General features: G+C 70.7%; 24 protein-coding genes and 1 riboswitch. Of the genes, 10 read left to right on the top strand and 14 right to left on the bottom strand.

All coding sequences use genetic code 11. The annotated features are described in order from the left end of the window. Positions 1-52 precede the first annotated feature (52 nt). A complete protein-coding gene (locus AC3DE3_RS09435) occupies positions 53-694 on the bottom strand; it encodes an AMIN-like domain-containing (lipo)protein (protein ID WP_260487010.1) in 642 nt (213 codons plus the stop codon). An 86-nt stretch (positions 695-780) separates the two neighbouring features. Here AC3DE3_RS09435 and AC3DE3_RS09430 point away from each other — a divergent pair, with 86 nt between their 5' ends. Together AC3DE3_RS09430 and AC3DE3_RS09425 are read left to right on the top strand one after the other, a co-directional pair. Further along, on the top strand, positions 781-1,704 hold the full coding sequence (locus AC3DE3_RS09430) for a ferredoxin family protein (protein WP_488369785.1): 924 nt from the start codon (positions 781-783) through the stop codon (positions 1,702-1,704). A 33-nt stretch (positions 1,705-1,737) separates the two neighbouring features. Then, positions 1,738-5,061 (top strand): error-prone DNA polymerase, encoded by a 3,324-nt coding sequence (locus AC3DE3_RS09425; protein WP_488369784.1) that lies wholly within the window; start codon positions 1,738-1,740, stop codon positions 5,059-5,061. Between the two features lie 56 nt (positions 5,062-5,117). On the opposite strand, the gene AC3DE3_RS09420 is transcribed toward AC3DE3_RS09425, so the two are convergent. Continuing rightward, on the bottom strand, positions 5,118-6,155 hold the full coding sequence (locus tag AC3DE3_RS09420) for an SLAC1 family transporter (protein WP_488369783.1): 1,038 nt from the start codon (positions 6,153-6,155) through the stop codon (positions 5,118-5,120). A 131-nt stretch (positions 6,156-6,286) separates the two neighbouring features. Here AC3DE3_RS09420 and AC3DE3_RS09415 point away from each other — a divergent pair, with 131 nt between their 5' ends. Further along, positions 6,287-7,684 (top strand): FAD-binding oxidoreductase, encoded by a 1,398-nt coding sequence (locus AC3DE3_RS09415; protein ID WP_488369782.1) that lies wholly within the window; start codon positions 6,287-6,289, stop codon positions 7,682-7,684. Positions 7,685-7,777: 93 nt separating this feature from the next. Next, entirely contained in the window at positions 7,778-8,224 is a 447-nt protein-coding gene (locus tag AC3DE3_RS09410; RefSeq protein WP_260487005.1) for a hypothetical protein, read from the top strand. A gap of 94 nt (positions 8,225-8,318) precedes the next feature. Here the strand turns inward: AC3DE3_RS09410 and AC3DE3_RS09405 are convergent, their stop codons facing one another. The 5 genes from AC3DE3_RS09405 to AC3DE3_RS09385 are packed head-to-tail and all read right to left on the bottom strand — an operon-like array spanning position 8,319 to position 12,257. After that, positions 8,319-9,095, bottom strand: coding sequence for a metal-dependent transcriptional regulator (locus AC3DE3_RS09405; RefSeq protein ID WP_260487004.1), 777 nt, complete (start codon positions 9,093-9,095; stop codon positions 8,319-8,321). Continuing rightward, positions 9,092-9,961, bottom strand: coding sequence for a metal ABC transporter permease (locus tag AC3DE3_RS09400; RefSeq protein ID WP_260487003.1), 870 nt, complete (start codon positions 9,959-9,961; stop codon positions 9,092-9,094). Before AC3DE3_RS09400 ends, AC3DE3_RS09405 begins: the two co-directional genes overlap by 4 nt. Next, on the bottom strand, positions 9,958-10,770 hold the full coding sequence (locus tag AC3DE3_RS09395; RefSeq protein ID WP_488369781.1) for a metal ABC transporter ATP-binding protein: 813 nt from the start codon (positions 10,768-10,770) through the stop codon (positions 9,958-9,960). The genes AC3DE3_RS09400 and AC3DE3_RS09395 overlap by 4 nt, the downstream gene beginning before the upstream one ends. Continuing rightward, on the bottom strand, positions 10,767-11,750 hold the full coding sequence (locus tag AC3DE3_RS09390; protein ID WP_260487001.1) for a metal ABC transporter substrate-binding protein: 984 nt from the start codon (positions 11,748-11,750) through the stop codon (positions 10,767-10,769). Before AC3DE3_RS09390 ends, AC3DE3_RS09395 begins: the two co-directional genes overlap by 4 nt. Before the next feature lie 33 nt (positions 11,751-11,783). Next, positions 11,784-12,257, bottom strand: a complete 474-nt coding sequence (locus AC3DE3_RS09385; RefSeq protein WP_488369780.1) for a tRNA (cytidine(34)-2'-O)-methyltransferase — start codon at positions 12,255-12,257, stop codon at positions 11,784-11,786. A 59-nt stretch (positions 12,258-12,316) separates the two neighbouring features. On the opposite strand from AC3DE3_RS09385, the gene AC3DE3_RS09380 reads away from it, so the two are divergent. Beyond that, positions 12,317-13,174 (top strand): bifunctional methylenetetrahydrofolate dehydrogenase/methenyltetrahydrofolate cyclohydrolase, encoded by an 858-nt coding sequence (locus AC3DE3_RS09380; protein WP_488369779.1) that lies wholly within the window; start codon positions 12,317-12,319, stop codon positions 13,172-13,174. An 8-nt stretch (positions 13,175-13,182) separates the two neighbouring features. Beyond that, complete coding sequence (locus tag AC3DE3_RS09375) at positions 13,183-13,536, top strand: DUF3017 domain-containing protein (RefSeq protein WP_260486998.1); 354 nt, start codon at positions 13,183-13,185, stop codon at positions 13,534-13,536. A gap of 361 nt (positions 13,537-13,897) precedes the next feature. On the opposite strand, the gene AC3DE3_RS09370 is transcribed toward AC3DE3_RS09375, so the two are convergent. The 4 genes from AC3DE3_RS09370 to AC3DE3_RS09355 form a co-directional block, all read right to left on the bottom strand. Next, positions 13,898-14,827, bottom strand: a complete 930-nt coding sequence (locus tag AC3DE3_RS09370) for a type IV toxin-antitoxin system AbiEi family antitoxin (protein ID WP_488369778.1) — start codon at positions 14,825-14,827, stop codon at positions 13,898-13,900. A gap of 347 nt (positions 14,828-15,174) precedes the next feature. Further along, complete coding sequence (locus AC3DE3_RS09365) at positions 15,175-15,612, bottom strand: hypothetical protein (protein WP_488369777.1); 438 nt, start codon at positions 15,610-15,612, stop codon at positions 15,175-15,177. Beyond that, positions 15,609-16,778, bottom strand: a complete 1,170-nt coding sequence (gene metX, locus AC3DE3_RS09360; protein ID WP_488369776.1) for a homoserine O-acetyltransferase MetX — start codon at positions 16,776-16,778, stop codon at positions 15,609-15,611. The genes AC3DE3_RS09365 and metX overlap by 4 nt, the downstream gene beginning before the upstream one ends. A gap of 10 nt (positions 16,779-16,788) precedes the next feature. After that, positions 16,789-18,123, bottom strand: coding sequence for an O-acetylhomoserine aminocarboxypropyltransferase/cysteine synthase family protein (locus AC3DE3_RS09355; RefSeq protein WP_260486993.1), 1,335 nt, complete (start codon positions 18,121-18,123; stop codon positions 16,789-16,791). A gap of 53 nt (positions 18,124-18,176) precedes the next feature. Beyond that, positions 18,177-18,292, bottom strand: a riboswitch (SAM riboswitch). A 156-nt stretch (positions 18,293-18,448) separates the two neighbouring features. On the opposite strand from AC3DE3_RS09355, the gene AC3DE3_RS09350 reads away from it, so the two are divergent. The 3 genes from AC3DE3_RS09350 (at position 18,449) to AC3DE3_RS09340 (ending at position 21,963) form a co-directional block, all read left to right on the top strand. Then, positions 18,449-19,672 carry an NADP-dependent isocitrate dehydrogenase gene (locus tag AC3DE3_RS09350; RefSeq protein ID WP_260486992.1) on the top strand — a complete coding sequence of 408 codons (1,224 nt, stop codon included), beginning with the start codon at positions 18,449-18,451 and terminating at the stop codon, positions 19,670-19,672. 132 nt (positions 19,673-19,804) lie between these two features. Beyond that, positions 19,805-20,677, top strand: a complete 873-nt coding sequence (locus AC3DE3_RS09345) for a bile acid:sodium symporter family protein (protein WP_260486991.1) — start codon at positions 19,805-19,807, stop codon at positions 20,675-20,677. A gap of 128 nt (positions 20,678-20,805) precedes the next feature. Beyond that, positions 20,806-21,963 carry an MFS transporter gene (locus tag AC3DE3_RS09340; RefSeq protein WP_260489281.1) on the top strand — a complete coding sequence of 386 codons (1,158 nt, stop codon included), beginning with the start codon at positions 20,806-20,808 and terminating at the stop codon, positions 21,961-21,963. A 75-nt stretch (positions 21,964-22,038) separates the two neighbouring features. Here the strand turns inward: AC3DE3_RS09340 and AC3DE3_RS09335 are convergent, their stop codons facing one another. The 3 genes from AC3DE3_RS09335 to AC3DE3_RS09325 are packed head-to-tail and all read right to left on the bottom strand — an operon-like array spanning position 22,039 to position 25,354. Next, positions 22,039-22,638, bottom strand: a complete 600-nt coding sequence (locus AC3DE3_RS09335; protein WP_488369775.1) for a TetR/AcrR family transcriptional regulator — start codon at positions 22,636-22,638, stop codon at positions 22,039-22,041. A gap of 4 nt (positions 22,639-22,642) precedes the next feature. Next, positions 22,643-23,830, bottom strand: coding sequence for a hypothetical protein (locus AC3DE3_RS09330; RefSeq protein ID WP_488369774.1), 1,188 nt, complete (start codon positions 23,828-23,830; stop codon positions 22,643-22,645). Between the two features lie 3 nt (positions 23,831-23,833). Beyond that, positions 23,834-25,354, bottom strand: coding sequence for an FAD-dependent oxidoreductase (locus tag AC3DE3_RS09325; protein WP_488369773.1), 1,521 nt, complete (start codon positions 25,352-25,354; stop codon positions 23,834-23,836). Positions 25,355-25,452: 98 nt separating this feature from the next. Between AC3DE3_RS09325 and AC3DE3_RS09320 the strand changes: the two genes are divergently transcribed. Beyond that, on the top strand, positions 25,453-26,298 hold the full coding sequence (locus AC3DE3_RS09320) for an exodeoxyribonuclease III (protein WP_260486987.1): 846 nt from the start codon (positions 25,453-25,455) through the stop codon (positions 26,296-26,298). Positions 26,299-26,303: the final 5 nt, after the last annotated feature.

Raw genomic sequence — 26,303 nt, 5'->3', positions numbered from 1 at the left:
GGGCCGCACGCGGTGCGGCGCGCAGTCGGACGCGCCCGCCCCCGCGTCGGGGTCAGCGTTCGATGTCCACCACCAGGCGGGTGGGGTCCTGCAGCAGGAAGGCGGAGAAGGCGCGGTCGGAACCCTCGAGGCCGATCACGGACTGCGCCTGTCCCTCGAACTGCCCGGTGAACGCCACGCCGGCCACCCCGGTCGCGTCGTCACCGGCCACGGTGCCCACGGGGACCTCCTTCAGGTCGGTCTGGGTGGGCAGGACCTGGCCGCCGATCATCACCTGCAGGAAGGAGTCGCCCGGCACGTCCACCGCGAAGCCGCTGCCCTGCTGGGCGGGGGTGTCGACGTAGTCCACCGAGTAGCTCGGGGTGCCGCGGCCGTCGAGTTCGAAGACCACGCGGTCCTTGCCCTGGAAGTTGCCCATCCGGATCTCGGACACCACCAGCTCGGCACGGCCTTCGGCGGCGTCCGGCTCCTCGCGCTTGGGGGCGGAATCCGTGGGGCCGGCCGTGGGGTCGGCGGCCTCGGTCTCCTCCGGCGACAGGGCCTGCGCGAGGGCGGCCGGGGAGGACCCCGCGGTGGTCGTCTGGCTCGTGGCGGGGGCATCGGTCGAGGTGTCGGTCCCGCAACCCGCCATGGCCAGGGATGCGGTGGCGGTCAGGGCGGCGGCCGCGACGAGGCGGCGATGTCGGGTACGCATGCCCCCAGCCTAAGTCCCTCTCATCACTTTTGTCCCACAAGGTGGCTACAGTTACACCACCGCACGTGGTGGGGCACCATGGGGGCGTGTCAGTCACCGATCCCACCCCACTCACTGCCTGGTGCTCCCTTCAGTCGGCCGATGAGCCGCTGGCCGGGACCGCGGCCCACGAGGAATCGTGGGTCCTGCTGGAGGTTCCCGCGCGCTGGGGACGCGACATCTTCGACGGCGAGGCGCTGGGCGAGGAATTGTCCGAGCAACTCAAGGACCACGTCACGGCCTGCGGGGCCCGGATGCTCTTCATCCGACGCCCCGGCCGAGAGGGCCAACGCATCGACCGCCACCGCTTCTACCTGTGCGACACCAGGCCCGGCCGGCGGAGCATCCGGGTCGGTCGCGTCGACCGCCCCGCGGACATGCTCGGCCTGGACCTCTCGCCCGGCGGGCACGTGGAGGGCGTCCGCGAGGTCGCGGCGCCGGTGCCGCTGGTGTGTACCCACGCCAAGCGTGACCAGTGCTGTGCGGTCCGGGGGCGTCCGGTCGTGGCCGACTTGGAGGACCGGGTCGGAGCCCGCCTGTCCGCGCTCGACCCGGACGCCGCGGTGTGGGAGTGCTCCCACACCGGCGGACACCGCTTCGCCCCGGTCCTGTTGCTGCCCGGCACCGGCTACACCTACGGGCCGGCGGAGTCGGACCTCGCGGCCCGCATCGTCGAGGCCGAGCTGGAGGGGCGGGTCGTCACCGAGCACCTGCGGGGTCGCAGCACGTGGCCACCGGCCGGGCAGGTGGCGGAGGTCGCCGTCCGCGACTCGGGCGTGGAGGCGGGGATCGACGATCTCGTCGTCGACATCGATCCGGATGACCCGCTCGTGGCCGTCGTCCGACACACCGACGGGCGCGCCTGGCGCGTCCAGGCGGCCAGACACCCGCTACCGCCACGCCCGCAGAGCTGCCGTAAGCCCGCCGGCGAGGCCTCGGCGTGGGTCGTGGAGTCCCTCACCCTGCTCTGAACGGGCCCGCCGGCACCGGGCGGGTGAGCACCTGTGAACTGGTACCACGGGCCCACCACGTGGTCGGAACTCGAACGGGTGCTCTCCGGGCGCCCGGGTCCGCGCGGGTCCGAGAACCCGCACCCCGGTGACGGCAGCGACGCACCCGCCTGGGCGCGCAAGCGTGACGAGTACACGCCCCCGCAGCGGCCGCGCGCCCGGGGGCGCGTGCCGTACGCGGAGCTGCACTCCCACACCGCGTTCAGCTTCCTCGACGGCGCCTCCTCGCCCGAGGCCATGGCGGAGACCGCGGCCGAACTGGGTCTCACGGCGCTCGCGATCACCGATCACGACGGGATGTACGGGGTCGTGCGCTTCGCCGAGGCGGCCGCCGAACTGGGGCTGGCCACGGTGTTCGGGGCGGAGCTCTCGCTACCGGGCGGTGAGCACCTCCTGGTCCTGGCCCGAGGGGAGGAGGGATACCGGCGGCTGTCGCGTTCGATCGCCCGTGCCCACCTGCGGGGCGGGGCCAAGGGCGAACCGCGTTACGAGATCGCCGAGCTCGCGGAGGCTGCCGGCGGCCACTGGTACGTGCTCACCGGTTGCCGTCGTGGGCGGGTCCGTCGGGCCCTGGAGCGGGGCGGGACGGGGGCGTCCGCATTCGACACCGCCGCCGCCCGCACGGCACTGGACCAGCTCGTCGAGCTGTTCGGGCGCGACAGGGTCGTCGTGGAACTCACCTGTCACGGGGTGCCCGAGGACACCGAACGGTGCGATGCGTTGGCGGGCCTCGCCGCGCAGGCGGGCCTGCCCGTCGTGGCGACCACCGCCGCCCACTGCGCCGGACCCGAGGAGGCGCGACTGGCCTCGGTCATGGCGGCGCTCGGGGCGCGGGACGCGCTGGAGGCCCATGCAGCGCACCTGCCCGCGGCGGGCGGGGCGCACCTGCGCTCGGGCGAGGAGATGGCGGAGCTGTTCGAGCGGTGGCCCGACGCCGTGGCCGGGGCCGACCGGCTGGGCAGGGAGTGCGCGTTCGACCTCCAACTCATCGCCCCGCAGCTGCCGCCGTTCGATGTCCCGGAGGGGTACACCGAGAACACCATGCTCGCCGAGCTCGCCTACGCGGGTGCCGCCCGGCGCTACGGGACGCGCGAGGAGGCGTCGGAGGCGTACGCACAGATCGACCGCGAGCTGCAGGTGATCGCCGAGCTGGGCTTCCCCGGGTACTTCCTCGTCGTGCACGACATCGTCGAGTTCTGCCACCGCGAGGGCATCCTCTGTCAGGGCCGCGGTTCGGCCGCCAACTCGGCGGTCTGTTACTCGCTGGGGATCACCAACGTCGATCCGGTGCGCGCCCAACTGCTGTTCGAGCGATTCCTGGCCCCGGAGCGCGACGGCCCGCCGGACATCGACGTGGACATCGAGTCCGGCCGCCGGGAGGAGGCGATCCAGTACGTCTACTCCCGGTACGGGCGGGACCACGCCGCGCAGGTGGCCAACGTCATCACCTACCGCGGCCGCTCGGCCGTGCGGGACGTGGCCCGGGCGCTGGGCTACTCCCCGGGGCAGCAGGACGCGTGGTCCAAGAGCGTCGACCGGTGGTCGGGACTGAAGAACCACGAGCGGGAGGCCACCGAGCACAGTGTCCCGTCCGATGTGCTCGCGCTGGCACGACAACTCGTCGGGTTGCCCCGCCATCTGGGGATCCACTCGGGCGGCATGGTGATCTGCGACCGCCCGGTGGCCGACGTGGTGCCCGTCGAGTGGGCGCGTATGCCGGGGCGGACCGTACTGCAGTGGGACAAGGACGACTGCGCGGCGGTCGGCCTGGTCAAGTTCGACATGCTGGGCCTGGGCATGCTCACCGCATTGCACCACGCCATCGACCTGGCGGCCGAACACAAGGATCTCGACGTGGACCTGGCGCAGCTGGACCTCGCGGATCCGCAGGTCTACGAGATGCTGTGCCGCGGCGACTCGGTGGGTGTGTTCCAGGTGGAGTCCCGGGCGCAGATGGCCACGTTGCCCCGGCTGCGACCGCGGACGTTCTACGACCTGGTGGTGGAGGTGGCGCTCATCCGCCCCGGCCCCATCCAGGGCGGGTCCGTGCACCCCTACATCCGCCGCCGCAACGGCCGGGAAAAGGTGGTGTTCGACCACCCGGCGCTGGAAGAGGTATTGGGTCGAACCCTGGGGATCCCGCTGTTCCAGGAGCAGCTCATGCAGATCGCGACCGTGATCGCGGGCTTCACCGGGGCGGAGGCGGACCAGCTGCGCCGAGCCATGGGGGCCAAGCGGTCACCCGAGCGGATGGCCCGACTGAAGGAGCGGTTCTTCGACGGGATGCGCGACCTGCACGGGATCGGCGCCAGCCCGCCCGGGACGCCGGTCACCGGCCCGGAGGTCGGGGAGCGGATCTGGGAGAAGATGTGCGCGTTCGCCAACTACGGCTTCCCCGAGAGCCACTCCCAGTCCTTCGCCGCGATCGTCTACTACTCCGCGTGGTTCAAGTGCCACCACCCGGCCATCTTCTGCGCGGCGCTGCTGCGCAGCCAACCCATGGGCTTCTACTCGCCCCAGTCCCTCGTCGCGGATGCCCGCAGGCACGGCGTCACGGTGCACCGACCGTGTGTCAACCGTTCGATCGGCGGCGCCACCTGTGAGAACGAGGGCGCCGAGGTGCGCCTCGGACTGGAGTCGGTCCGGGCGATCGGCGAGGACCTGGCCACGGCGATCGCTGACGAACGCGATACCCACGGCCCCTACACCTCCGCCGCCGACCTCGCCGGGCGCACCGGCCTGTCCGTCCGGCAGATGGAGGCACTCGCCACGGCCGGGGCGCTCGACTGCCTCGGCACGGGTGGCCGTCGGTCGGCCTTGTGGTCGGCGGCCACCGCGGCCCGCGAGAAGCCCGGCATGCTGCCCGGGCTCAGCCAGGTCGACGCCCCGGCCCTGCCCGGCATGAGCGTCCTGGAACTCACCTCCGCGGACCTGGCCGCCACCGGGATCAGTCCGGAGGAGTACCCGACCGTCCACGCCCGACCGTGGCTCGACTCACGTGGCGTGTGCACCACGGCCGGGCTCGCCCATGTCCCCGACGGCAGCCGCGTCGAGGTCGCCGGAGCCGTCACCCACCGGCAACGGCCCGCCACCGCGGAGGGCGTGACTTTCCTCAGCCTCGAGGACGAGACGGGAATGACGAACGTCGTGTGCTCGGTGGGCCTGTGGGCGCGTTACCGGCCGATCGTCTCCTCCTCCCCGGCGCTCATCGTCCGCGGCACGGTGGAGAACCGCTCGGGTGCGGTCAGCGTGGTGGCGGACAAGATCGAACGCCTGCACCTGGGCATGGCCATCGGTCGCAGTCGGGACTTCCGATGACCGTCCAGCCCGGGTCAGGCGACCGGAGCCGGGTGGCCCGGGTCAGGTGGCCCGGGTCAGGCGGACCGCGTCCGCGACCTCGCGATCGCGTGCACGCTGGCGACCGCACAGAGCACCCAGATGGCGATCAGTACCGCCACCGTCAGCAGACTCGCCTCCTGCCAGCGCAGATAGTAGGCACCCAGTCCACACGTCGACAGCGGATAGGTCATGGCCCACCAGCCCGGGCTGAACGGCATCCGCGCCAGGAACCCCCTGATCGTGGTGACCACCGCGAACGCCCCCAGTCCCGCGCCGGCGATCAACACGGTCGCCCCGTAGGCCCGCGCGACCCCGGACAGCGTCTGCCCCGAGAGCACCTGTGCCGCCGCCGCGGACTGCCCCACGATCCCCAGCGGGATCCACGTCGAGGTCGCCAGGGCCACCGGCACCGGTGTGCGGAACCACGCGTGGTGATACGCCATCGCGATCACCGCCCCGCCCAGCGCCAGCGCGAGGACGAAGCAGACCACACACGCCGCGACCAGCACCGTACGGACGGGGTCCGACTCGATCTGACGAGCGATGAGACCACCCGCGGTCGCCGAGACCATCGGGGGCACCATCGGCAACGCCCACGTGGGCAGCGGGTGGTCGGGACGAGTGGAGAACAACCACACCGCGAACCCCAGCGCTGTCGCCAACCCGAGGACCGTGCCCGCGGCCCACAAGGCCACATCCACCCCGAACGCGATGTGCGACAGCGTCGGGACACGGGCATCCACGACGACGAAAGTCGCCGATCCCACCGCCGCCAGGCCCATCGAGACCATGCCCCACAGCGGCAGCATCGCAGCGTCCCGGACCGACGACGTCCACATGTCGGGGGCACGGGCCACCGAGCGCGCGAACCCCGCGCCGAGTCCCAACAGAAGTACCCAGCCCAGGATCGCCATGACCACCGCGGCCGAGGCGAAACCGGGGACCAGATCCGAGTGGATCTGCAGCAGTGTGGCCAGTCCGCCGGTGCCCATCACGGCGCCGAACCAGGCGGGACCGGGACCCGGGACGGCCGGGGCCGCGGGCGCGGATCCGGGTCCCTGGCTCGTGGTCACCAGGACACTATGCCCGCCCTCGTCGTCGTCGAACACACGGGGGGACAACGACAACGGCCCACCTCGGCGCCCGGCGGGGGAGTGGGCGGATCCCCCGACGCCCACGCGCACGACACCGTACGTTCGGTCACATGAGTGCCACGACCCCCGCCCGCGACCCCGATCCGGCCACCCCGCTGGACGACCTCCGTGCGCGACTCGAGGCCTCCCGACTACTCACCGACCCGGACCTTCTGGAGGGCTACCGCCAGGACTGGGCCAAGGCCCCCGACCCGGGCATGCCCCTGGCCGTGGTCCGGGCCCGCACCACCGAGGACGTGCAGGAGGTCCTGCGCTGGGCGAGCGCGCACGGAGTCCCCGTGGTCCCACGGGGTGCCGGCTCCGGCCTGTCCGGCGGAGCGACGGCGGTCGACGGCGGGATCGTGCTGTCCACCGAACTCATGCGCGACATCGACGTCGACCCCGTCACCCGGACGGCCACGGTCCAACCTGGGCTCTACAACGCCGAGGTCAAACAGGCCGTCGCCGAGCACGGTCTCTGGTACCCGCCGGACCCGTCGTCATACGAGATCTGTTCGATCGGCGGGAACATCGCCACCAACGCCGGCGGACTGTGCTGCGTGAAGTACGGCGTGACCACCGACTACGTCCTGGGGATGACGGTCGTCCTCGCCGACGGCACCGCGGTGCGGTTGGGCGGGCCGCGACTCAAGGACACCGCCGGTCTGAGCCTGACCAAGCTGTTCGTCGGCAGCGAGGGGACACTGGGGATCGTCACCGAGATCATCCTCCGGCTGATCCCGCAGCAGCCGCCGCGCTCCACGGTGGTGGGGATCTTCCCCGACGTGGTCGCCTGCAGCGAGGCCGTCCTGGCCATCACCCGGCGGATCCGCCCGGCGATGCTCGAGTTCATGGACACCGTCTCCATCCGCGCGGTCGAGGCGGACCTGCGGATGGGCCTGGACACCACGGCCGGGGCGATGCTGCTCGCGCAGTCCGACCTCACCGGCCCCGACCGTGCGGCCGAGACCGAGTTCATGGCCGAGGCGTTCCGCACCCACGGTGCGACCGACGTGTTCGCCACCGACGACCCCGACGAGGGCGAGCAGTTCACGATGGCCCGCCGGGCCGCGTTCACCAGCCTCGGCAAGACCGGCACCCTGTTGCTCGAGGACGTGGGCGTGCCGCTGCCGTCGCTGCCCGACCTGGTCGCCGGGATCGAGGAGATCTCCGCCCGCCGAGACATCCCGATCGCGCTGGTCGCGCACGCCGGGGACGGCAACACCCACCCGATCATCGTGCTGGAGGATGACGACCCCGCCCGCGCCGAGCGGGCCCGGATCGCGTTCGGGGAGGTGATGGACCTGGCGATCGGGATGGGCGGGACGATCACCGGCGAGCACGGCGTGGGCCGACTCAAGGCGCCGTGGTTGCCAGCCCAGTTGGGAGACGACGTCATGGAGCTGAGCCGACGCATCAAGTCGGCCCTCGACCCACAGGGCATCCTCAACCCGGGGACGATGCTGTAGCGGCCGCGCGGGGAGTGCGGGCCGCGGGAATCAGGTCCGATCCCGGGGATCTCCCCGATGTGCGGCCGTCACCGGTCGGCGAGTATCGGATCCATGGCCACCGACCGACTCTGCCTCCTGCTCTACCGGGCGTTGCTCCTGTCGACCGCCGCGGTGGCACTGGGCCTGGGGGTCGCCGCCGGACTCGAGGCGCCTACCATCACCCCGGAATACCAGCTCACCGGTTACTGGCGGGCCTACGGCCTGCTCGTCTTCTCCGCCCTGACCGCCTACCTCGGTGCCACCCCGCCCGGGGCCGCGGTGTTGTGGCTGGTCGTGATCTTCCACAAGGCGTCCATGACCATGACCGCGGTGCTCCTTCTACGGCACGACGTGACCGGAGCGCCCACCGCGGCCGCGGTCGACGGGGCGATCGCCCTGGCCACCCTCGTCGCACTCGGCCTGCGATGGCCGGCCTCGCGGGCCGCCCACCCCGACCGCTCGGCGCGGGTCACCGCTGCCCGCACGAGCGCTCCGGCGACCGTCTCCCGCGCGGTCTGAGCGATCGCGGGCCGGGGTGCAACCGCAATCGTCGTCGTCGTCGTCGTCGGTCCTGGCCGTGATCGGACCTGACAGGTCCTGTTCCTGACCGCAGTCACTCCTGGTCGACAGTGTCCGATCCCGTCGCGCCGGTGACCCGGACACGCACCGCCGCAGCCACGGGGGTGCCCATCGGCACGGTGCGGCCGTTGAGCGAAACGGTGATGATCCCCAGTTCCACCTGGCGCGAGACCACCTCCACCGGCGAATCGGGGCGCAGGCCGATCTCGGCGAGGTGGCGGAGGACGGCGTTGTCACGGTCGGACACCCGGGTCACGACACCTGTAGCACCCTCCGGGGCCTGGTCCAGCGGCACGTCACCGAGCGGATCGACGCGGCCGTCGCGCGTGGGGATGGGGTCACCGTGCGGGTCTCGGCGAGGGTGGTCGAGGAACGCGTCCAGGGCGTCGACGAACCGGTCCGACACCACGTGTTCGAGCGCGTCGGCCTCGGCGTGGACCTCGTCCCACGGGTAGTCCAGGCACCGCGCCAGGAACGTCTCGATGATCCGGTGGCGCCGCACCATCGCCACCGCGAACGACCGCCCGGCACCGGTGAGTTCGACGGGCGCGTACGGACGGTGCTCGGCCAGGCCCATCGTCACGAGCTTGCGCACCCCCTCGCTGACGGAGGAGGGGGACGCGCCCAGGCGCTCGGCCAGCGCGCCGGAGGTGACGGGGTCGCCGCCCGACCCCAACGCGTGGGCGGCCATGAGATAGGCCTGGATCGTCGGTGTCAGGTCGGCGAGGCCGGTGGGTGGGACGACTCCGGGTGGGACCACCCCGGGTGGAACGGTTCCGCGTGGATCGACGTGCGGCGGGTCGACGGTCATGCCGCCATCATCCCCGACCGCCGCGCGCGTCGGCCCGCCGCCGCCCGGGGGATCACCCCGCGCCGGGGCGCGAGCAACTGCACCGCCGCGAAGATCACGGCCTGGGTGAGGACCACCACCGCGCCCGGGGGAAGGTCGGCGTAGTAGCCGACGTACAGGCCGGTGACGCCGCCGACGAGGGCGACGACGACGGCGAGGATCATCGTTCCCCGCATCGTGTCCGCCACCAACTGGGCGGTCGCGCCCGGGATGATGAGCGTGGCCACGACGAGGATCACCCCCACCGACTGGACCCCGGCCACGGTCGCGGTGGCGAGCGTCGCCAACAGCAGGGCGGTCAGTGTGCGGGTCCGCAGACCCAGGGTGTGGGCGTGGAGACGGTCGAACGCCAACATGATGAGGTCGCGGCGGAACGCCAGCAGCACGATGACGGTGAACGCCGACACCACCACCACCTGGACGAGGTCGGAGTCACGCACGCCCAGCACGCTGCCGAACAGGATCGAGTGCAGGTCCTGCTCGGTGGGGAAGCGGGCGATGAGGACCAGGCCGAGGGCGAACAGGGCCGTGAACACGATGCCCATCGCCGCGTCCTCACGGACCGTCCCGCTCTCGCGCACCGCGCCGATCAGCGTGACGGCGATCAGGGCGGCGAGCAGGGCGCCGACCGCGAACGGGATGCCGGTCATCGCGGCGATCACCACCCCGGGCAGGACGGCGTGGGACACGGCGTCTCCCATGAGCGACCAGCCCATGTGGACGAGCCAGCAGCTGAGCAGGGCACCGGCGATCCCGGAGGCCGTCACGACGAGCAGGGCGCGGAGCATGAAGTCGTAGCTCATCGGCTCGGTGAGCAGGTCGATCACGGCAGGGCCCCCTCGGGGATGGTGCGGTCGACGCCCGTGCCGTCCGTGGATGCGGGGAGTCGGGCGCCGAGCAGGGTGGACAGGATCTGGGGAGTGGTGGTCTCGGCGACCGGACCGTGGGCGACGAGGCGACCGTTGAGCAGGGCCACCGAATCCGCGAGACGCTCGACGGTCCCCAGGTGATGGGTGGAGACCAGCGCGGTACGCCCCTCTGCCGTGAGCGCGCGCAGGACGTCGATGTACACCTCCTCGCTGCCGGCGTCCATCCCGTTGAACGGCTCGTCGAGCAACAACAGGTCGGCCTCCTGTGCCAGACAACGGGCCAGGAGGACGCGGCGGCGTTGACCGCCGGAGAGCTCACCGACGCGCCGGGCTGCGAGCCCGGACAGTCCGACGCGGTCGAGGGCGGCGGCGACGGCGGCGCGATCGGTGGCCGACGGACGGCGCCACGGGCCGGTGAAGTGACGGCGACCCTGCATGACCACCTCGGCGGCCGTGACGGGGAAACCCTCGTCGAGGCCGTCCGCCTGGGGGACCGCGGCGACCCGCCCGCTGCGCAGGGCGCGACGCACGGATGAATTGAGGATGCGGACGGTACCGGTGGTGGGCGTCACCAGGCCGAGCAGCGACTGCAGGAGGGTGGATTTGCCGGAACCGTTGGGGCCGAGCAGGACGGTGATCTCCCCGGCGGGTACCGAGAGGGAGACCGAGTCGAGGGCGCGTACCTGTCCGCGGTCCACCGTCAGGTCGGAGACGACGACGGGGGACGGGCCGGTGAAGGGCGAGTAGGGCAGTGGCCGGTCCGTCATGTCGTCAGCTCCCGGGAGATGGTCTCGAGGTCGTGGTCGAGGAGGTCGAGGTAGGTGGGGACCGGGCCCGAGGGGGCGGAGAGCGAGTCGACGTACAGCACGCCGGCCAGGCGACTACCGGTCTCGGCCGCGACCTGCTGCATCGCGGCGTCGGAGACCGTCGACTCGCAGAACACCGCGGGGAGCTCCCGTTGACGGATCTCGTCGATCAGGGCCGTGATCTGGCGGGGCAGGCCCTGGTTCTCACTGTTCACCGGCCACAGGTACAGCTCCTCCAGACCCAGGTCGCGGGCGAGGTACGAGAACGCGCCCTCGCAGGTGACCAGGACGCGACGGTCCTCCGGGACGGTCTCCACGGCCGCGCGGGCCCGGTCCGCCATCTCCTCCAGCTCACCGATGTAGTCCGCGGCGCGGGCGTGGTACTCGCGATCGCCCTCCGGGTCGACGTCGGTGAGAGCGGCGGCGATCGTGCGGATGTACTCGGCCCCCTCGAGGGGGGACATCCAGGCGTGCGGGTTGGGCCGACCGGTGTAGTTGCCCGACCGCACGGGTAGGGGGTCGACCCCGGCGGAGGTGACCACGTGGCGCGCGTCGGTGCCGTCGATGAAGCGCAACAGCCAGTCGTCCATCCCGAGCCCGTTGCTCACCACCAGGTCCGCGCCCTCGACACGCTTGAGATCCTCGACGGTCGGCTCGTACTGGTGCACGTCGGCGCCCGGGGTGGTGACGGATTCCACCTGCACGCGGTCCCCGCCCACCCGGCGGACCATGTCCGCCAGGACCGTGAACGTCGTGGCCACCACGACCCGGTCCGCGGGATCGATGAACCGGGGCCGGTCGTCCACATCCGTCGCACCCGAGGGGCCGACCGTGCACGCGGACGAGACGATCGTCGCGCAGGCGACCGTCGCGGCGACCGCGGCGTTCCGCCACCGGGCGCCGCGCGCTTTGCGGCCGCCTCGCACATCGAATTTCGGCATGCCGAAATTCTAAATCAAATGAGCAGAAATTTCCTAGCCGCCGATGTACCCCTGTTGCCGCCAGGCCTCGTAGACGGCCACCGCGGCCGCGTTGGACAGGTTCATCGACCGGCGCCCCGGCAGCATGGGGATGCGCACCGTCGCCGTGACCCGATCGTCGGACAACACCTCCTCGGACAGGCCCGTGGGCTCGGGGCCGAAGAGCAGTACGTCGCCGGGGGAGAACCGCACCTCCGGGAGCGCCAGGTCCGCCCTCGCGCTGAAGGCCCAGACCCGCGCGGGCAGGAGGCTCGCGTACGCGGCCTCGAGATCCTCGTGCACCTCCACGTGGGCGAGATCGTGGTAATCCAGTCCCGCGCGTCGCAACTGCGGCGCGGACAGGTCGAAGCCGAGCGGGCCGGCGAGATGAAGTTCGCAGCCCGCACCCGCGGCCATCCGGATCGCGTTGCCCGTATTGGGCGGGATGCACGGACGGTCGAACAGCACACGCACACCCACACCGGTCATGGGGCCATTCTCGCAGCGCCGTGCCGACGGGACGGACCGGGAGTGGGATACTGGTCCCCGTGACCGCGATCAAGCTGGACGGAAAGCTCACCCGCGACGAGATCGTCGCCGACCTCACCGCACGCGTGGCCGCGCTGCGCGACAAGGGCATCACCCCGGGACTGGGTACCGTCCTGGTCGGGGACGATCCCGGCAGCCACTCCTACGTGAAGATGAAGCACCGAGACTGCGAGCAGGTCGGCATCGCCTCCATCCGTCGCGATCTGCCCGCCGACACCTCCCAGGCCGAGCTCGAGGCCGTCATCGACGAGCTCAACGCCGATCCCGCCTGCACCGGGTACATCGTGCAGTTGCCGCTGCCGAAGCACCTCGACGAGAACGCGATCCTCGAGCGGATCGACCCCGTCAAGGACGCCGACGGCCTGCACCCGGTCAACCTGGGCAAGCTCGTGCTGAACGAGCCGGCGCCACTGCCGTGTACCCCCAACGGCAGCATCCACCTGCTGCGCCGCTTCGGCGTCGAGCTCGACGGCGCGCACGTGGTGGTGATCGGACGCGGCGTCACCGTCGGACGTCCGATCGGGCTCATGCTCACGCGCCGCAGCGAGAACGCCACCGTGACCCTCTGTCACACCGGTACCCGCGATCTCGCCGCCGAGACGCGTCGGGCCGACGTGATCGTGGCCGCGGCGGGGGTCGCGCACATGGTCACCGCCGACATGGTCAAGCCCGGAGCCGCGGTACTGGACGTGGGCGTGTCCCGACTGGACGGCAAGCTCGCCGGGGACGTCCACCCGGACGTGTGGGAGGTCGCGGGCGCGGTCTCTCCCAACCCGGGTGGCGTCGGGCCCCTCACCAGGGCATTCCTGCTGAGAAACGTGGTCGAGCGGTGCGAGCGGCTCGACTCCGGTAACTGAGACCCCCGATGACACACCCGGCTCCCGACCGGCCCCTGAACGGCACGACCGACGCGCGGCCCCGCCGTACGCGGCCCTCGCGCCTGACGTGGGCGCAGGTGCGGGCGCAGTGGCCGCTCGCCCTGGTGCTGGCGGGGGTGGCGGTCGCACTGGGGTTCGTGATCCTCGAGCGATGGCGGCGCGGGGCGTTCCTGCTCGGCGTGGTGGCACTGGCGGCGGCGATCCTGCGGGCGGTGGTGCCGGACGAGCGGGCCCGGCTGCTCGGGGTTCGCGGCAGGGGGTTCGACGTTGCCTTCTACACCGCGCTCGGCGCCGTCATCCTGTGGCTGGCCACGTCGATCGACTCGCTCGGCACCGGCTGACGGCGGCCGGGTCTGCGCGGACGCCTACGCCGAGTCGGCCGGGTCTGCACCGGCCTGCCGTCGCGCGCCGTTGCTAGTGCGGGCCGTAGCCGTCGCGCGCAGTTGCTATCGCGGGCCGTAGCCGTCGCGCGCCTGTGTTCCTTCACGCGCGTGCCCTGCCGCATCCGCCGAACCCCAGCGCCACCTATCGGATGGCGAGTCACCCAGCGGGTCCGATAGGTGGCGGGCGATCTGATAGGTGACGGGCGATTCGATAGGTGGCGATCACGTGGCGTTGCATCTGGCCATCGTCGGCCGGCAACCCGGTCGGCGATCAAGCACGTCGGGGCCGAGGCCGCTCACGCGAGGGCAGGTGGGCTGGTCACGCGGCTGCGGAGAAGAGCACCCGCTTGATGCGCGCAGCCAGGACATGAGGCTCCTCGAGATCACGCCACCGCCAATGTAAGACTCGATAGCCGAGTGTCATGAGTTCGGCATCGCGATCCTTCTCCATCCCCAATCGATGCCGTGTCTCTGCGGGGGTCAGCCCCTCGAAGTACTTACCGAAACCGTCACATTCTCCGACCACGCCGTACTCGGGCCACAGGAAATCCACGCGAGCCACTCTGATGCCGCGGGAGTTGACGATGTCGACCTGGATCTCCGGCTCCGGCAGGCCGTGGTCACGGAATGTCAGCCGGCTCAGGGTTTCTGCCACGCTCTCGCTCCGCCCGTCCGCGAGGCTCAGCGAGTGTCGGGCGCGCCTGATCCCGCGACGGCCCGCGGACTTTTCCAGAGATTCTTCGAGCGCGATCCTGGTGACGAGTTCGCCGTGGAGCGCAGCATCGGCAACCGCCACGCAGGCAGCCCTGTTCGTCGAGATCGCGATGTCCGTCACTGTTCGTGCCGGAGTGGTGACCCGCAGTCCGTTGACCGTCGTGACCTCACCGGCGAGATCAGACACGAAGCGGAAGGTCGTCAGATCGGTGGTGCGGGATCGCGGCGACGCCCCCTCGTCGCACACCGCGACCTTTCGCAGCGGCAGACCCCAGTCCGGAAGACCGTGGATGAGAGCCGCAGATGCGTGAGAGAACACCGGCGAGTCAAGTGCAGTGTTCGTGGCCAGAACCGACAGGAGGTGGCGGTCACGCCTGCAGAGATCACGTGCTTTCTTCTCTACGAAGAACCCGGGTCTGAGCCGGATCAGATCGCCGGACCTCACAGCGCGGCTCAGGCTGTGGCTCGTCATTCCCCGGCTGAGCAGCCGATCGGTGGTGAGGAGCAGAGGGATCAGATCGTCTGGTGTGTTCATACCCCGATGATCACGGCCATCTCGCAGGGAGACCGGCTCAGTGCCGTCTGACGACGGCCGCCTGTGGACAACGGAGGGTCTGGGGTGAGAGGGCCCGCCCGTCACGTATCCCGCGCGGAGCAGCGAGAACGGCGTCTATCGCGATCCGCGGGGGGACGATCTCGCGATCATCGCATCGCCGCAGAGCAGATTCCCTCCGCGGCCCGATTCCCTCCGCGGCGGTGTGGATCACCTATCGGATCACGCGCTGCCCATGGCGCCCGATGGGTGGCGCGACGTTCGATGGGTGGCGCGACGTTCGATGGGTGGCGCGACGTCCGATGGGTGGCGCGACGGAGGAGAGCGAGTCAGCGGAGCCTGAGCGGTACGCCCTCGCGGACGTGCTCACGAACCGCGTCCGAGACGAGGAGATACCCCATCGCCGTCAGGGCGAGCAGGGACAGTACCGTGCCGACGACGGAGATGAAGGTGACGCTGTCCAACACCATCCGCGCCAACGAACTGAGGGCGAGCAGGGCCACGGCAGTCCCGATCACCACGCGCGAACTGCGATGGGCCCGCCACAACAGCACGGCCCCCACGACGAGCAGCGTGCCCATGACGAACGAGGACGCGGCGGTGGCGGCGGCGGGTCCGAAACCCGTCGTGTCGTGACCGCCGGTCGCTGTCGCTGTGAGGCCCAGGAGGGTGGCGAAGCCGATCGCCATCCCGATGACGCCGAAGCCCGCCGCGAGGCCGGCGAGGCCCATTACGGCCGGGCGGGGAGTGTGGTCGTGTTCGGTCACGCGTGTCCTCGGGTGCGGTCTGTGGTGTCCTGCTCGGCCAGTTCGAGAGTGCGCTCGAGCATCGGTCCCACCACGTGGTCCTCGGTGAGAAAGCCGTCGTGGCCCGCGGGGCTCTCGATCACCACGAGCGGGTCCGCGCCGGGGAGCAGGTCTGCAAGTTCCTGCTGCTGACGTAGCGGGTAGAGGCGGTCGGTGGTGACGCCGCCGATCACGCACGGGACGGGACAGGACCGCAGCGCCTCATCGACGCCACCCCGATCCAGCCCGACGTCATGACGGTTGAGCGCGTCGGTGAGCAGTACGTAGGTGCAGGCGTCGAAGCGGGAGACCAGCTTGCCCGCCTGGTGATCGAGATAGGACTGCACGGCGAACCGGCCCGACATGGACAGGTCCTCGCCACGCGGGTCCTCACCGGGTTGGGGCCGGTTGGCGAAGCGCTCGTCGAGTTCCACCTCACCCCGATAGGAGAGATGCGCGATGCGCCGCGCGATGCCCAGGCCGGTGACCGGCGTGCGGCCGGTCCCGTGGTACCCGCCCTGCTGCCAGTGGGGGTCCGAGGTCACGGCCATGATCTGGGCGGTCTGGATGCCGATCTGGTCGGCCGAGGCGCGGGCACCGACGGCCAGGACGCAGGCCGCTCGGACGCGGTCGGGGTGGGTGACCATCCACTCCAGCGTCCGGGCCCCGCCCATTGATCCACCGATGACGGCCGCCCAGCGGTCGATCCCCAGGAGGTCTGCCAGGACGCGCTCGGAATCGACCATGTCGCGCACCGAGACGGCGGGGAACCGGGCTCCCCAGTAATGGCCGTCAGGGTGGAGCGAGCTCGGCCCGGTCGATCCCCGACAGCCCCCCAGGACGTTGACCGACAACACGCAGTAGCGGTCGGTGTCCAGGGGGAGTCCGGGCCCGACGAGCCCGTTCCACCATCCCGGGGTGGGGTGCAGGGAATCGACCGGACCCACGACGTGCGAGTCGCCCGTGAGCGCGTGCTCGACCAGGACGACGTTGGACCGGTCCTCCGCGATCCGCCCCCACCGCTGGACCGCGAGGGTCACCCCCGGGAGGACGACACCGGTGACCAGCGTGATGTCGCCGAGGGCGACGTGGCCGAGGGTGCCGTCGCCCGGGGGCAACAGCGCGAGCGGATCGGAGGAGCGGACCATGGGGGACGGATCAGGAGATCGCGGCGAAACCGAGCTCGAGGTCGCCGATGATGTCCTGGACGGACTCGATGCCCACCGACAGGCGGACGGTCGCGAGGGTGACCCCGGCGATCGCGTTGGCCTCGGGGGTGCCCTGCGAGTGGGTGGTGGTCGCGGGGTGGCACACGAGCGACCGCACGTCACCGATGTTGACCAGGCACGAGTGCAGCTTGAGGGCGTCGATGAACGCCCAGGCACGGGCCTTGACGTCGTCGTCGGACGTGCCCTCCGGCACGGCCAGATCGAACGTGACGATCGCGCCGGCGCCCTTGGGGGCCAGCTTCTTCTGCAGCTCGTTGTAGGGCGAGGAGGCCAGGCCCGCGTACTGGACCTTGGCAACGTCGGAACGGGCCTCGAGCCACTCGGCGATCCGCTGTGCGTTCTCCACGTGGCGCTCGACCCGCAGGCTCAGCGTGTCGATGCCCTGGGCGAGGGTCCACGCGTTGAACGGGGAGGCCGCCGCGCCGGTGTCACGCAGGAGGGTCACCCGGGCCTTGAGCGCGAGAGCGGGCGCGCCGAGATCGGCGTAGACCAGGCCGTGGTAGGCCGGGTCCGGGGTGGTGAAGGACGGGAAGACGTCCTCGCCGTCGCGCTGCACCCGCCAGTCGAACTTCCCGCCGTCGACCAGGACGCCGGCGAGGGACGAGCCGTGTCCGCCGAGGTACTTGGTGGCGGAGGAGACCACCACGTCAGCACCCAGCTCCAGCGGGCGGATGAGGTAGGGGGTGGCCACGGTGTTGTCGATGACGAGCGGGACCTGGTTGCGGTGCGCGACCTCGGCGATGGCCGGGATGTCCAGGATGTCGTTGAGCGGGTTGGAGATCGACTCGCCGTAGAAGAGCTTCGTGTTGGGACGCACGGCCGCCTCCCACGAGGCGGGGTCGTCGGGGTTCTCGACGAACGTGGTCTCGATGCCGTACTTGGGCAGGGTGTGGCGCAGCAGGGTGTCGGTCCCGCCGTACAGGCGGGGAGAGGCGACGACGTGGCCACCGGACTGGGCGATCGCCTGGATGACGGCGGTCTCTGCCGCCTGGCCCGACGCGAACAGCAATCCCGCGACGCCGCCCTCCAGCGAGGCGATGCGGTCCTCGACCGCCGCCACGGTGGGGTTGGTGATACGGGTGTAGATCGGACCCATCTCCGCCAGCGCGAAACGGTCGGCCGCCTGCTTGGCATCGGCGAACACGTAGGACGTGGTCTGGTAGATCGGCAGATTCCGGGCGCCGGTGTCGGAGTCGACGGGCTGTCCGGCGTGGACCTGACGGGTCTCGAAGGCCCAGTCCGTGTTGCTGTTGTCGTAGGTCATAGGGGCGGAGCCCCTCCTCTCATCGAAAAGGGTCCGCCCGCTTACCGTCAGCGGACCCGCGCTTGCCCGTCACCCGGTCGGGTGGGGGCCAGGTCGTCTCCCGGGGCACCCCACCGCGGTGGAGGGTTGCCGTCCAGCGAGCCGGGGCTTGTCGCTGGAACTCATGACCTGGGGTCAGGCTAGCCTAAGCCGCTCGACGGCTGCAACGAGGGGTTACCCGTCGCGGCGGCCGCTCCGGACCGTGTCGGGGCAGTAAAGTGAGACCTACATCACGTATGAGCCGACACGCCGGCCCCACAAGGGCCGGGCGGGAGAAGAGGGTCCGATGTCGAAGATCAAGGTCCAGGGAACCGTCGTCGAACTGGACGGCGACGAGATGACCCGCATCATCTGGAAGTTCATCAAGGAGGAGCTGATCCACCCCTACCTGGACGTGGACCTCGAGTACTACGACCTCGGGATCGAGAGCCGCGATGCCACGGACGACCAGATCACCGTGGACGCCGCGAACGCGATCAAGAAGCACGGCGTGGGCGTCAAGTGCGCCACCATCACTCCCGACGAGGCCCGCGTCGAGGAATTCGGACTCAAGCGGATGTACCGCTCGCCCAACGGGACGATCCGCAACATCCTGGGCGGGACGATCTTCCGCGCGCCGATCATCATCTCCAACGTGCCGCGCCTGGTCCCGGGGTGGACCAAGCCGATCATCGTCGGCCGCCACGCCTTCGGCGACCAGTACCGCGCCACGGACTTCAGGGTCCCCGGTGCGGGCAAGGTCACCATCACCTACACGCCGACCGACGGCTCCGAACCGATCGAGCACGAGATCGTGGACATGCCTGACGAGGGCGGCGTGGTCATGGGGATGTACAACTTCACCAAGTCCATCGAGGACTTCGCGCGCGCCTCGTTCAACTACGCCCTCGACCGCGGTTACCCGGTGTATCTGTCCACGAAGAACACCATCCTCAAAGCCTACGACGGCGCGTTCAAGGACATCTTCCAGGACGTGTTCGACCGTGAGTTCAAGGAGGAGTTCGACAAGGCGGGTCTGACCTACGAGCACCGGCTCATCGACGACATGGTGGCCTCCGCGCTCAAGTGGGAGGGCGGCTACGTCTGGGCGTGTAAGAACTACGACGGTGACGTGCAGTCCGACACCGTGGCCCAGGGGTTCGGCTCCCTCGGTCTGATGACCTCCGTCCTGCTCACGCCGGACGGGAAGACCTGCGAGGCGGAAGCCGCGCACGGCACCGTTACCCGGCACTTCCGCCAGCATCAGCAGGGCAAGCCGACCTCCACCAACCCGATCGCGTCGATCTTCGCGTGGACCCGCGGCCTCGAGCACCGCGGCAAGCTCGACGACACCCCCGAGGTGATCGAGTTCGCGCACCAGCTCGAAGACGTCGTCATCAAGACCGTCGAGGGGGGCCAGATGACCAAGGACCTCGCGCTGCTCGTCGGGGAGGACCAGGACTACCTCACCACCGAGGAGTTCCTCGCCGCGCTGGACGAGAACCTCAAGCGCACCCGCGGCGAGGGCTGACGCCGCGCCGGGGGTTTCCGACGGTCCCGTCCCGTCGGAGCCGCCGCGGCGACCGCGATGGGTTAGCGTAACCGGACAGTGGTCCACATCACAGGGGTGGACCTCCCTCGCGACGCGACCCCAGGAGTTCCCGTGGATCAGAGTCCCCTGGTCGATATCGGCCTGCCGATCGCCCTGGCGATCATCATGGTGGGCATCGGCCTGAGCCTGACCAAGGACGACTTCGCGGTCCAGGCCAGATCGCCGTGGGCGACGATCGTGGGTCTGTTCGGTCAGCTCGTCCTGGTCCCGATGGTCGGTGTCGGTGTGGCCCTGCTCTTCGGCCTCTCGCCGATGCTGGCCCTCGGCGTCGTCCTCGTGGCGGCGACGCCGGGAGGGGCGACGTCGAATCTCATCACCTACCTGGCGCGGGGGAACGTCGCTCTCTCGGTGATCCTCACCGCCCTGACCTCCGTGGCCGTGATCCTCACCCTGCCGCTGTGGTTCGACATCGGTGCGCGGATCATCCCCGGGGCAGCCGAGGCCGAGGTGAGCGTCCCGCTCGGCCAGACCTTCGGGCTCCTGCTGGGCGTCATCCTCATCCCAGTGGCGATCGGCATGGTCCTGCGCGCCAGGACACCGGGTTTCGCCGCCCGGGTCGAGCGGTTCGTGGGGTTGGTCGGGCTCGTCGTACTCGTGCTCCTCATCGTGGGGATCGTCCTCGGCGAACGGGACCGGATCGTCGACCTCGTCGCCACGGTCGGACCCGCCGTGATCGTCCTCAACCTCGCGCTCATCGTCCTCGGCGGCCTCCTGGCGTGGCTGTCCGGGTTGGGGCGCGCGGAGCAGATCGCGATCGCGGTGGAGTTCGGCATCAAGAACACCACCCTCACGTTGCTCATCGCCTTCACGGTGATCGGTGACGAGGAGGTCGGGCTCGCGGCCGCGGTCTACAGCATCGTCATGTACGTCACCGCGTTCCTGCTGGTCTACGGCGGTCGGCGCCTCATGCGTACCGCCCCCTGATCGGGCTGGTACGGCATGGCCCGCCCGGCTGGTGGGCGTAACCTGCTCCGGTGACCACGACCCCCGGCCCCGCCGCCGAGCCCGTGACCGAGCCCGCCGCTCCCACCCCCCGGCGAGTGACGCTGGCGATCCTCGCGCTCGCGCTGGGAGGGTTCGGCATCGGCGTCACCGAGTTCGCGGCGATGGGTCTGCTGCGCTCGATCGCCGACGGGTTCGGGCTCACCGAGCCGCAGGCAGGGAACGTCATCACCGCCTATGCGCTCGGCGTGGTGGTGGGCGCGCCCCTGCTCACCGTGTGGACATCGCGCTGGCGGCGGCGCACCCTTCTGCTCGTCCTCATGGCGCTGTTCACGGCGGGCAACGCGGCGGCGGCCTTCGCCCCGTCCGCGGAGATCCTGGTGGCGGCCCGGTTCATCGCCGGCATCCCGCACGGGGCGTACTTCGGGGTGGCCTCCCTGGTGGCCGCCTCACTCGCCGGACCCGGTCGGCAGGCGCGGGCGGTGTCCCAGGTCCTGCTCGGTCTGTCGGTCGCGACCGTGATCGGTGTCCCCGCGGCGACCTGGCTCGGCGACGCGATCGGCTGGCAGTCGGCGTTCCTCGCGGTCGGGGTGATCGGCGCACTGACCGTGGCGGCGATCTTCGTCGTCGTCCCCGAACCCACCGGAACGGTCGTGGTCAGGGCGCGCGAGGAGCTCGCGGCGCTCGCCCGGCCTCAGATCCTGGCCACGCTGGCCGTGGGCTGCGTCGGGTTCGGCGGCATGTTCGCCGTCTACACCTACATCCAGTGGACGATGGTCGACGTCGCGGGGGTCGACCCCGGATGGATGCCCGCGGTACTCGCCGTCTACGGACTCGGCATGGTGGCCGGCAATCTGCTCGGGGGCGTGGTGGCGGACCGGGACCTCGACCGGGGCCTGGTCGTGATCGCCTCCGCCATGACCGTGGTGCTGGTGCTGTTCTCCGTCGCCGCACTGCACCCCGTGACCGCGCTGGTGGGGCTGTTCCTCGTCGGGTCATCAGGGTCCGCGTTGGTGCCGGGGCTGCAGTCCCGCCTGATGACGTACGCGGGCCGGGGACAGACCCTGGCGGCAGCGCTCAACCACTCGGCGCTCAACGCCGCCAACGCCCTGGGTGCGTGGCTCGGCGGGGCGGTGATCGCACTCGGCTTCGGGTACACGTCCCCGGCCCTCGCGGGCGCGGCGCTGGCGGCGGCCGGTCTGACGATTCTCGTGGGCGCGGTCTGGGCGGCGCGTCGGACGGCGCGGGACCAGTCGGAACAGGTGTGAGCCGGGGACGGTGTGAGCCCGGGACAGTAGGGACTCAGCGCGGCGTGGACTCGGGGAACTCAGCGCGGTGTGCACTCACGACGGGGTGAGCGCCGGCACGAGCCAGCGCTCGACCAGCGCACGGACCTCGTCCTCCGGCCGCGGGACATCGGTGGACGAGTCGAGAAGCGAGATGAGCAGACGCATGATGACCTCGGCGAGACCGTCGAGGTCGGCATCGTCGACCCCGGCATCGGACCACCGCACCGGGAACCGGCGGAGCATCGCCGACCCGTACCCGAGCATCAGCGGCGAGGTGGCGGCGCGGTTGAACGTGGCGGTGTCCCCGAGTTGGAGCAGCAGATTCAGGCGCGGGTCGTGCGGCACCGTGCGGAGGCAGTAGAGGATGCCCTCGACCACGGCCTCGGCGGGGGACCTGCTGCCCTCGAGGTGGGAGACGAGCCGGTCCACGAAGTCCTCGGCCCCGCGCGCGGCCACCACGCTGACGATCTCGCTGATGTTGCCGAGATGCCGGTACACGGTCTGGCGGGTCACACCGAGCTCGGCCGCCACGTCGGACAGGGTCGTCTTGGCGACCCCCTGACGGTCGATGAGTGCAGCGGTGGCGTCGATGATGCGCTGACGCGCCTCCTCCTCGTCCGCCGGGGGCCGGCCGCCCCACCCGTGTCTGGCCATGAGGTCAGGGTGTCATATCGGCCTCGCGGGTCGACGGCCCCTCGGTCGCGGCGGGAGCGCCGCCCGGGACCCTCCCGGACCGGGCCGGGGAGCGGGTCGCCCGGATCGCCGCGACGACGAACCACACGGCCACCGCGAAACAGGCGAGCGCGTACCACCCGTTCCCGATCGGCGTGCCCGCCTCGGTGACGCCCCCCGTCGCGCCGACGAAGGCCGGGAGTGCCGCGATCCAGAACACCGCGTGCACCACCACGTAGGCGGCGGGGTAGAGGCGGACGAAGGCGGGTGAGGCGACCGGCTGCGTGGAGCCCCGCCACGTCCGGCGGGTGGCCTCGGCCAGCAACCACAGGCCCACGAGCCACAGGATTCCGAGGAACGTCCACAGGATCACCTTCTGGAGGGTGCCTTCCCCCTCGGCGTCGACCCCCACCCTGGTGGGCGCGGCCAGGATGACCATGAGCACCGGGGTGAGGACGCCCGCCAGCAGCGTCCGCCAGGCCACCGAGCCGCCGCCCATCGGGGTCCCGGTGCGCGCGGGGCCGCCGAGGAGCTTGACCACAAGCCACACCATGACGCCGAACGAGACCGAGGCGAACACCCACATGCTGTTCATCGGCACGGAAGCGAACATCGGTGTGTTGATCATGTTCTCCGGGTTCCAGGCCCACCACTTGAGCTGCGGCCCGAGCTGGTCGAAGATCTCGTAGAACACCTGGCTGGCGAACGCCGTGGCGATCGCGCCGATCGCCGCACCGCGTCGGGCGAAGATCCCCAGTGCGCGGACGAGCTCGTAGGTGATCTGCGAGATGACCGGGTAGAACGCCACGATGTACAGCGGTAGCCGGTCGAACATGAACTGCACGGTGAAGACGTTGTGGGAGAAGATGAAGCCCACGTAGTCCTGCAGACCGAACCATTCGGGGAAGTACAGCGGTGGTTCGATGACGGCGAGGTAGACCAGCGAGGCGAACCACAGACCGAGGTTGATCGCGTCGCCGTCGCGTCGCCAGCGCCGCCACGCGTGGACGAGGGCGAAGACGGCGCCGGCGATGATGAGCACCTCGAGCAGGGGCATCGTCCAGTGTTCGAGGGCGAACGGGGAGCGCACCGCGCCCACGGGGTTCGCGTCGTCGCAGACGAAGCCGAGGAAGTCGGCCACCTGCCGGGCGTGGGGTTCACAGGTGTACGCCATGGGTCAGCCCAGATTCTGTCGGGTCGCGCCCTGCGGGGTGGCCGCGAGCTCGACGGGGTTGGCCGGGTCGGAGTAGTCGGTGCCGGGCGGGTCGAGGCGGATGTCGAACCCGCCGGGGACGCGGGTGCGTCCGAACAGTTCGCGGACCTTGTGCCGGAGGAGCCCGGTGACGAACCGGGGGTCGGTCATCATCTCCTTGAGGGATTTGTCGAGGTTGAACACCGCGGTGAAGGTCTGCTCCACGTAGTCGTCCTCGCGGGAGGCGGAGGTGATGGCGTTGAACACCGGCCACGACACCTTCGCCATGATCTTGCGGCGCCAGGCCGGCGCGACCTCGGTGCCCTCGGCGAAGTCGTAGCCCTGGTCGCGGGCCATGGCGAGCATCCACGGCACCTCGAGGGACGTGCGCTGCCGGTCGAGGAAGGCGCGGGTGAACGAGGAGTCGAGTGCCCGGCGCTCGGCGAGGACGTCGGAGAGCACGACGGCCGAGCGGGCGGCCGAACTCATGCCCTGCGCGTAGAACGGGTTGAATGCGCAGGCCGCGTCGCCGATGGCCACCAGGCCCAACGGTGGGTGCGCGAGCTCGTCGTAGCGGCGCCACTTGTTGCCTGTCGCGCGGGTGAGGTGCACCTCCGAGATCGGGGTGCTGGCCCTCATGGCGGCGGCGAAGGTGGGTGCGCGGAGGCGGCCGGCGGCCGCCTCGAACGTCTCGGGCTTGCGCGGCATCTCCAGTCCCCACGAGCCCATGCACGCGATCGCGCGGTCTCCCTCCACGGGGAAGAAGTTGGAGAGGAACTCGTGCTCCTGCGGATGGGGCCCGGTGTCCTGGGTGGGGGTGAGGACCAGGTGCTTCCACCACCAGTGCGCCGGCCGCTCCGAGGCGTCCGGGAGCTGGTACCAGCGGGAGGTGTAGGTGACCTTCGCATCGAGGGTCTTCTCGGGCACGGTGGCCCACCCGGCGGCCGCGAGCCAGTCCCGGACGGAGGACCCGCGACCGAGGGCGTCCACGACGAGATCGGCGTCGAGGATCCGGGTCTCGCCGCCGGCATCGCGGTGCTCGACCCCGGTGACGCGCCCGGCGGCCGTCCCGCCGCCGCTGGTGGACAGGCCGGACACGGTCGCGCCCTCACGGATCTCGATGTTCGCCAGGTCGCGGACCTTGTCCCGCAGGACGCGTTCGATGAGGATCCGGGAGGAGTAGATCATCGTCATGGTGCTGGCCTTGCGGGGTCCCCACCCGTCCATCTCGCCGTAGGCGGCTTCCATCGAGGGCATGAGCAGCATCCCGCCCGCCTCGATGAGCGACTCCTCGAACCCGGGGAAGATCGCGCCGATCGCCCGGCGACCCGCGTTGAGGACGAAGTGCGGGTGCTTGCTCTGGGGGACCCCCCGCCGGTGTTCGGCGCCGGGCGGCAGCTCGTCGCGTTCGAGCACGATCACCCTGTCGAAGTGCGGGGCCAGGACGCCGGCCGAGCACAGGCCCGCCACGCTCCCGCCGAGGACCACCGCTGTCGCTCCGTGCATCCCGAGTTCCCTTCATTCATACATTGATCGTCCAAATGTATGATTGGCGGCCGAGTGCGTCAACGGTCACGTTCCCGGCGATCGGTAGCCTGTGGGCCGTGAGCCTCACCGTCAGCACCGTCAACGTCAACGGGATCCGCGCCGCCGTCAAGCAGCGGTCGGAGACCAACCTCGGGTTCCTGCCCTGGCTGGAGAGCAGCGGGGCGGACGTCGTCGCACTACAGGAGGTGCGCGCCGACGAGGACCAGACCCGCAAGGCGCTCGCTCCCGCCCTCGACGCCGGATGGCATCTCGTGGGGGCGCCGTCCTCGCTCAAGGGCCGGGCCGGCGTGGCGATCCTGTCCCGGCACGAACCGTCGGAGACCCGCATCGGCCACGGGGACCCGGAGTTCGACGAGTCCGGCCGGTACATCGAGGCCGTCTACCCCGGGGCCGTCGACGGTGAGACCGTCACCGTCGCCAGCCTCTATCTGCCGTCCGGGTCGGCCAACACGCCCAAGCAGGACGAGAAGGACCGGTTCCTGGCGACCTTCCGCGAGTATCTCGCCGAGCGGGCCGGGCACCTGAAGGGGCGCGACGGTCACGAGATGATCATCTGTGGCGACTGGAACATCGCCCACCGTGAGGCCGACCTGAAGAACCACAAGGGCAACCACAAGAGTTCCGGTTTCCTGCCGCACGAGCGGGAGTGGATGACCGACGTCTTCGCCGACGGCAGCGGGTGGACCGACATCGTGCGGTATCGCCGCCCCGACGAGATCGGCCCGTACTCGTGGTGGAGTCAGCGCGGCAAGGCGTTCGACAACGACGCGGGCTGGCGCATCGATTACCACGTCGTCTCCGACGGGCTCGTCGACCGGGCGGTGTCCGATCGCGTCGACCGGGCGGGCGCCTACGACCAACGGTGGTCCGACCATGCGCCGGTCACCGTCGTCTACGAGTAGGGACG

Source organism: Dietzia sp. IBK-p2-16D (genome assembly GCF_057773085.1).
The sequence above is the reverse complement of the archived record's forward strand: the minus strand, read 5'-3'. Positions and strand labels throughout refer to the sequence as shown.

Coding starts and splice junctions, on each gene's coding strand:
- AC3DE3_RS09435 (WP_260487010.1), bottom strand. CDS start 694: ATGCGTACCCGACATCGCCGCCTCGTCGCGGCCGCCGCCCTGACCGCC.
- AC3DE3_RS09415 (WP_488369782.1), top strand. CDS start 6,287: ATGAGTGCCACGACCCCCGCCCGCGACCCCGATCCGGCCACCCCGCTG.
- AC3DE3_RS09410 (WP_260487005.1), top strand. CDS start 7,778: ATGGCCACCGACCGACTCTGCCTCCTGCTCTACCGGGCGTTGCTCCTG.
- AC3DE3_RS09405 (WP_260487004.1), bottom strand. CDS start 9,095: ATGACCGTCGACCCGCCGCACGTCGATCCACGCGGAACCGTTCCACCC.
- AC3DE3_RS09395 (WP_488369781.1), bottom strand. CDS start 10,770: ATGACGGACCGGCCACTGCCCTACTCGCCCTTCACCGGCCCGTCCCCC.
- AC3DE3_RS09390 (WP_260487001.1), bottom strand. CDS start 11,750: ATGCCGAAATTCGATGTGCGAGGCGGCCGCAAAGCGCGCGGCGCCCGG.
- AC3DE3_RS09385 (WP_488369780.1), bottom strand. CDS start 12,257: ATGACCGGTGTGGGTGTGCGTGTGCTGTTCGACCGTCCGTGCATCCCG.
- AC3DE3_RS09375 (WP_260486998.1), top strand. CDS start 13,183: ATGACACACCCGGCTCCCGACCGGCCCCTGAACGGCACGACCGACGCG.
- AC3DE3_RS09370 (WP_488369778.1), bottom strand. CDS start 14,827: ATGAACACACCAGACGATCTGATCCCTCTGCTCCTCACCACCGATCGG.
- metX (WP_488369776.1), bottom strand. CDS start 16,778: ATGGTCCGCTCCTCCGATCCGCTCGCGCTGTTGCCCCCGGGCGACGGC.
- AC3DE3_RS09355 (WP_260486993.1), bottom strand. CDS start 18,123: ATGACCTACGACAACAGCAACACGGACTGGGCCTTCGAGACCCGTCAG.
- AC3DE3_RS09350 (WP_260486992.1), top strand. CDS start 18,449: ATGTCGAAGATCAAGGTCCAGGGAACCGTCGTCGAACTGGACGGCGAC.
- AC3DE3_RS09335 (WP_488369775.1), bottom strand. CDS start 22,638: ATGGCCAGACACGGGTGGGGCGGCCGGCCCCCGGCGGACGAGGAGGAG.
- AC3DE3_RS09330 (WP_488369774.1), bottom strand. CDS start 23,830: ATGGCGTACACCTGTGAACCCCACGCCCGGCAGGTGGCCGACTTCCTC.
- AC3DE3_RS09325 (WP_488369773.1), bottom strand. CDS start 25,354: ATGCACGGAGCGACAGCGGTGGTCCTCGGCGGGAGCGTGGCGGGCCTG.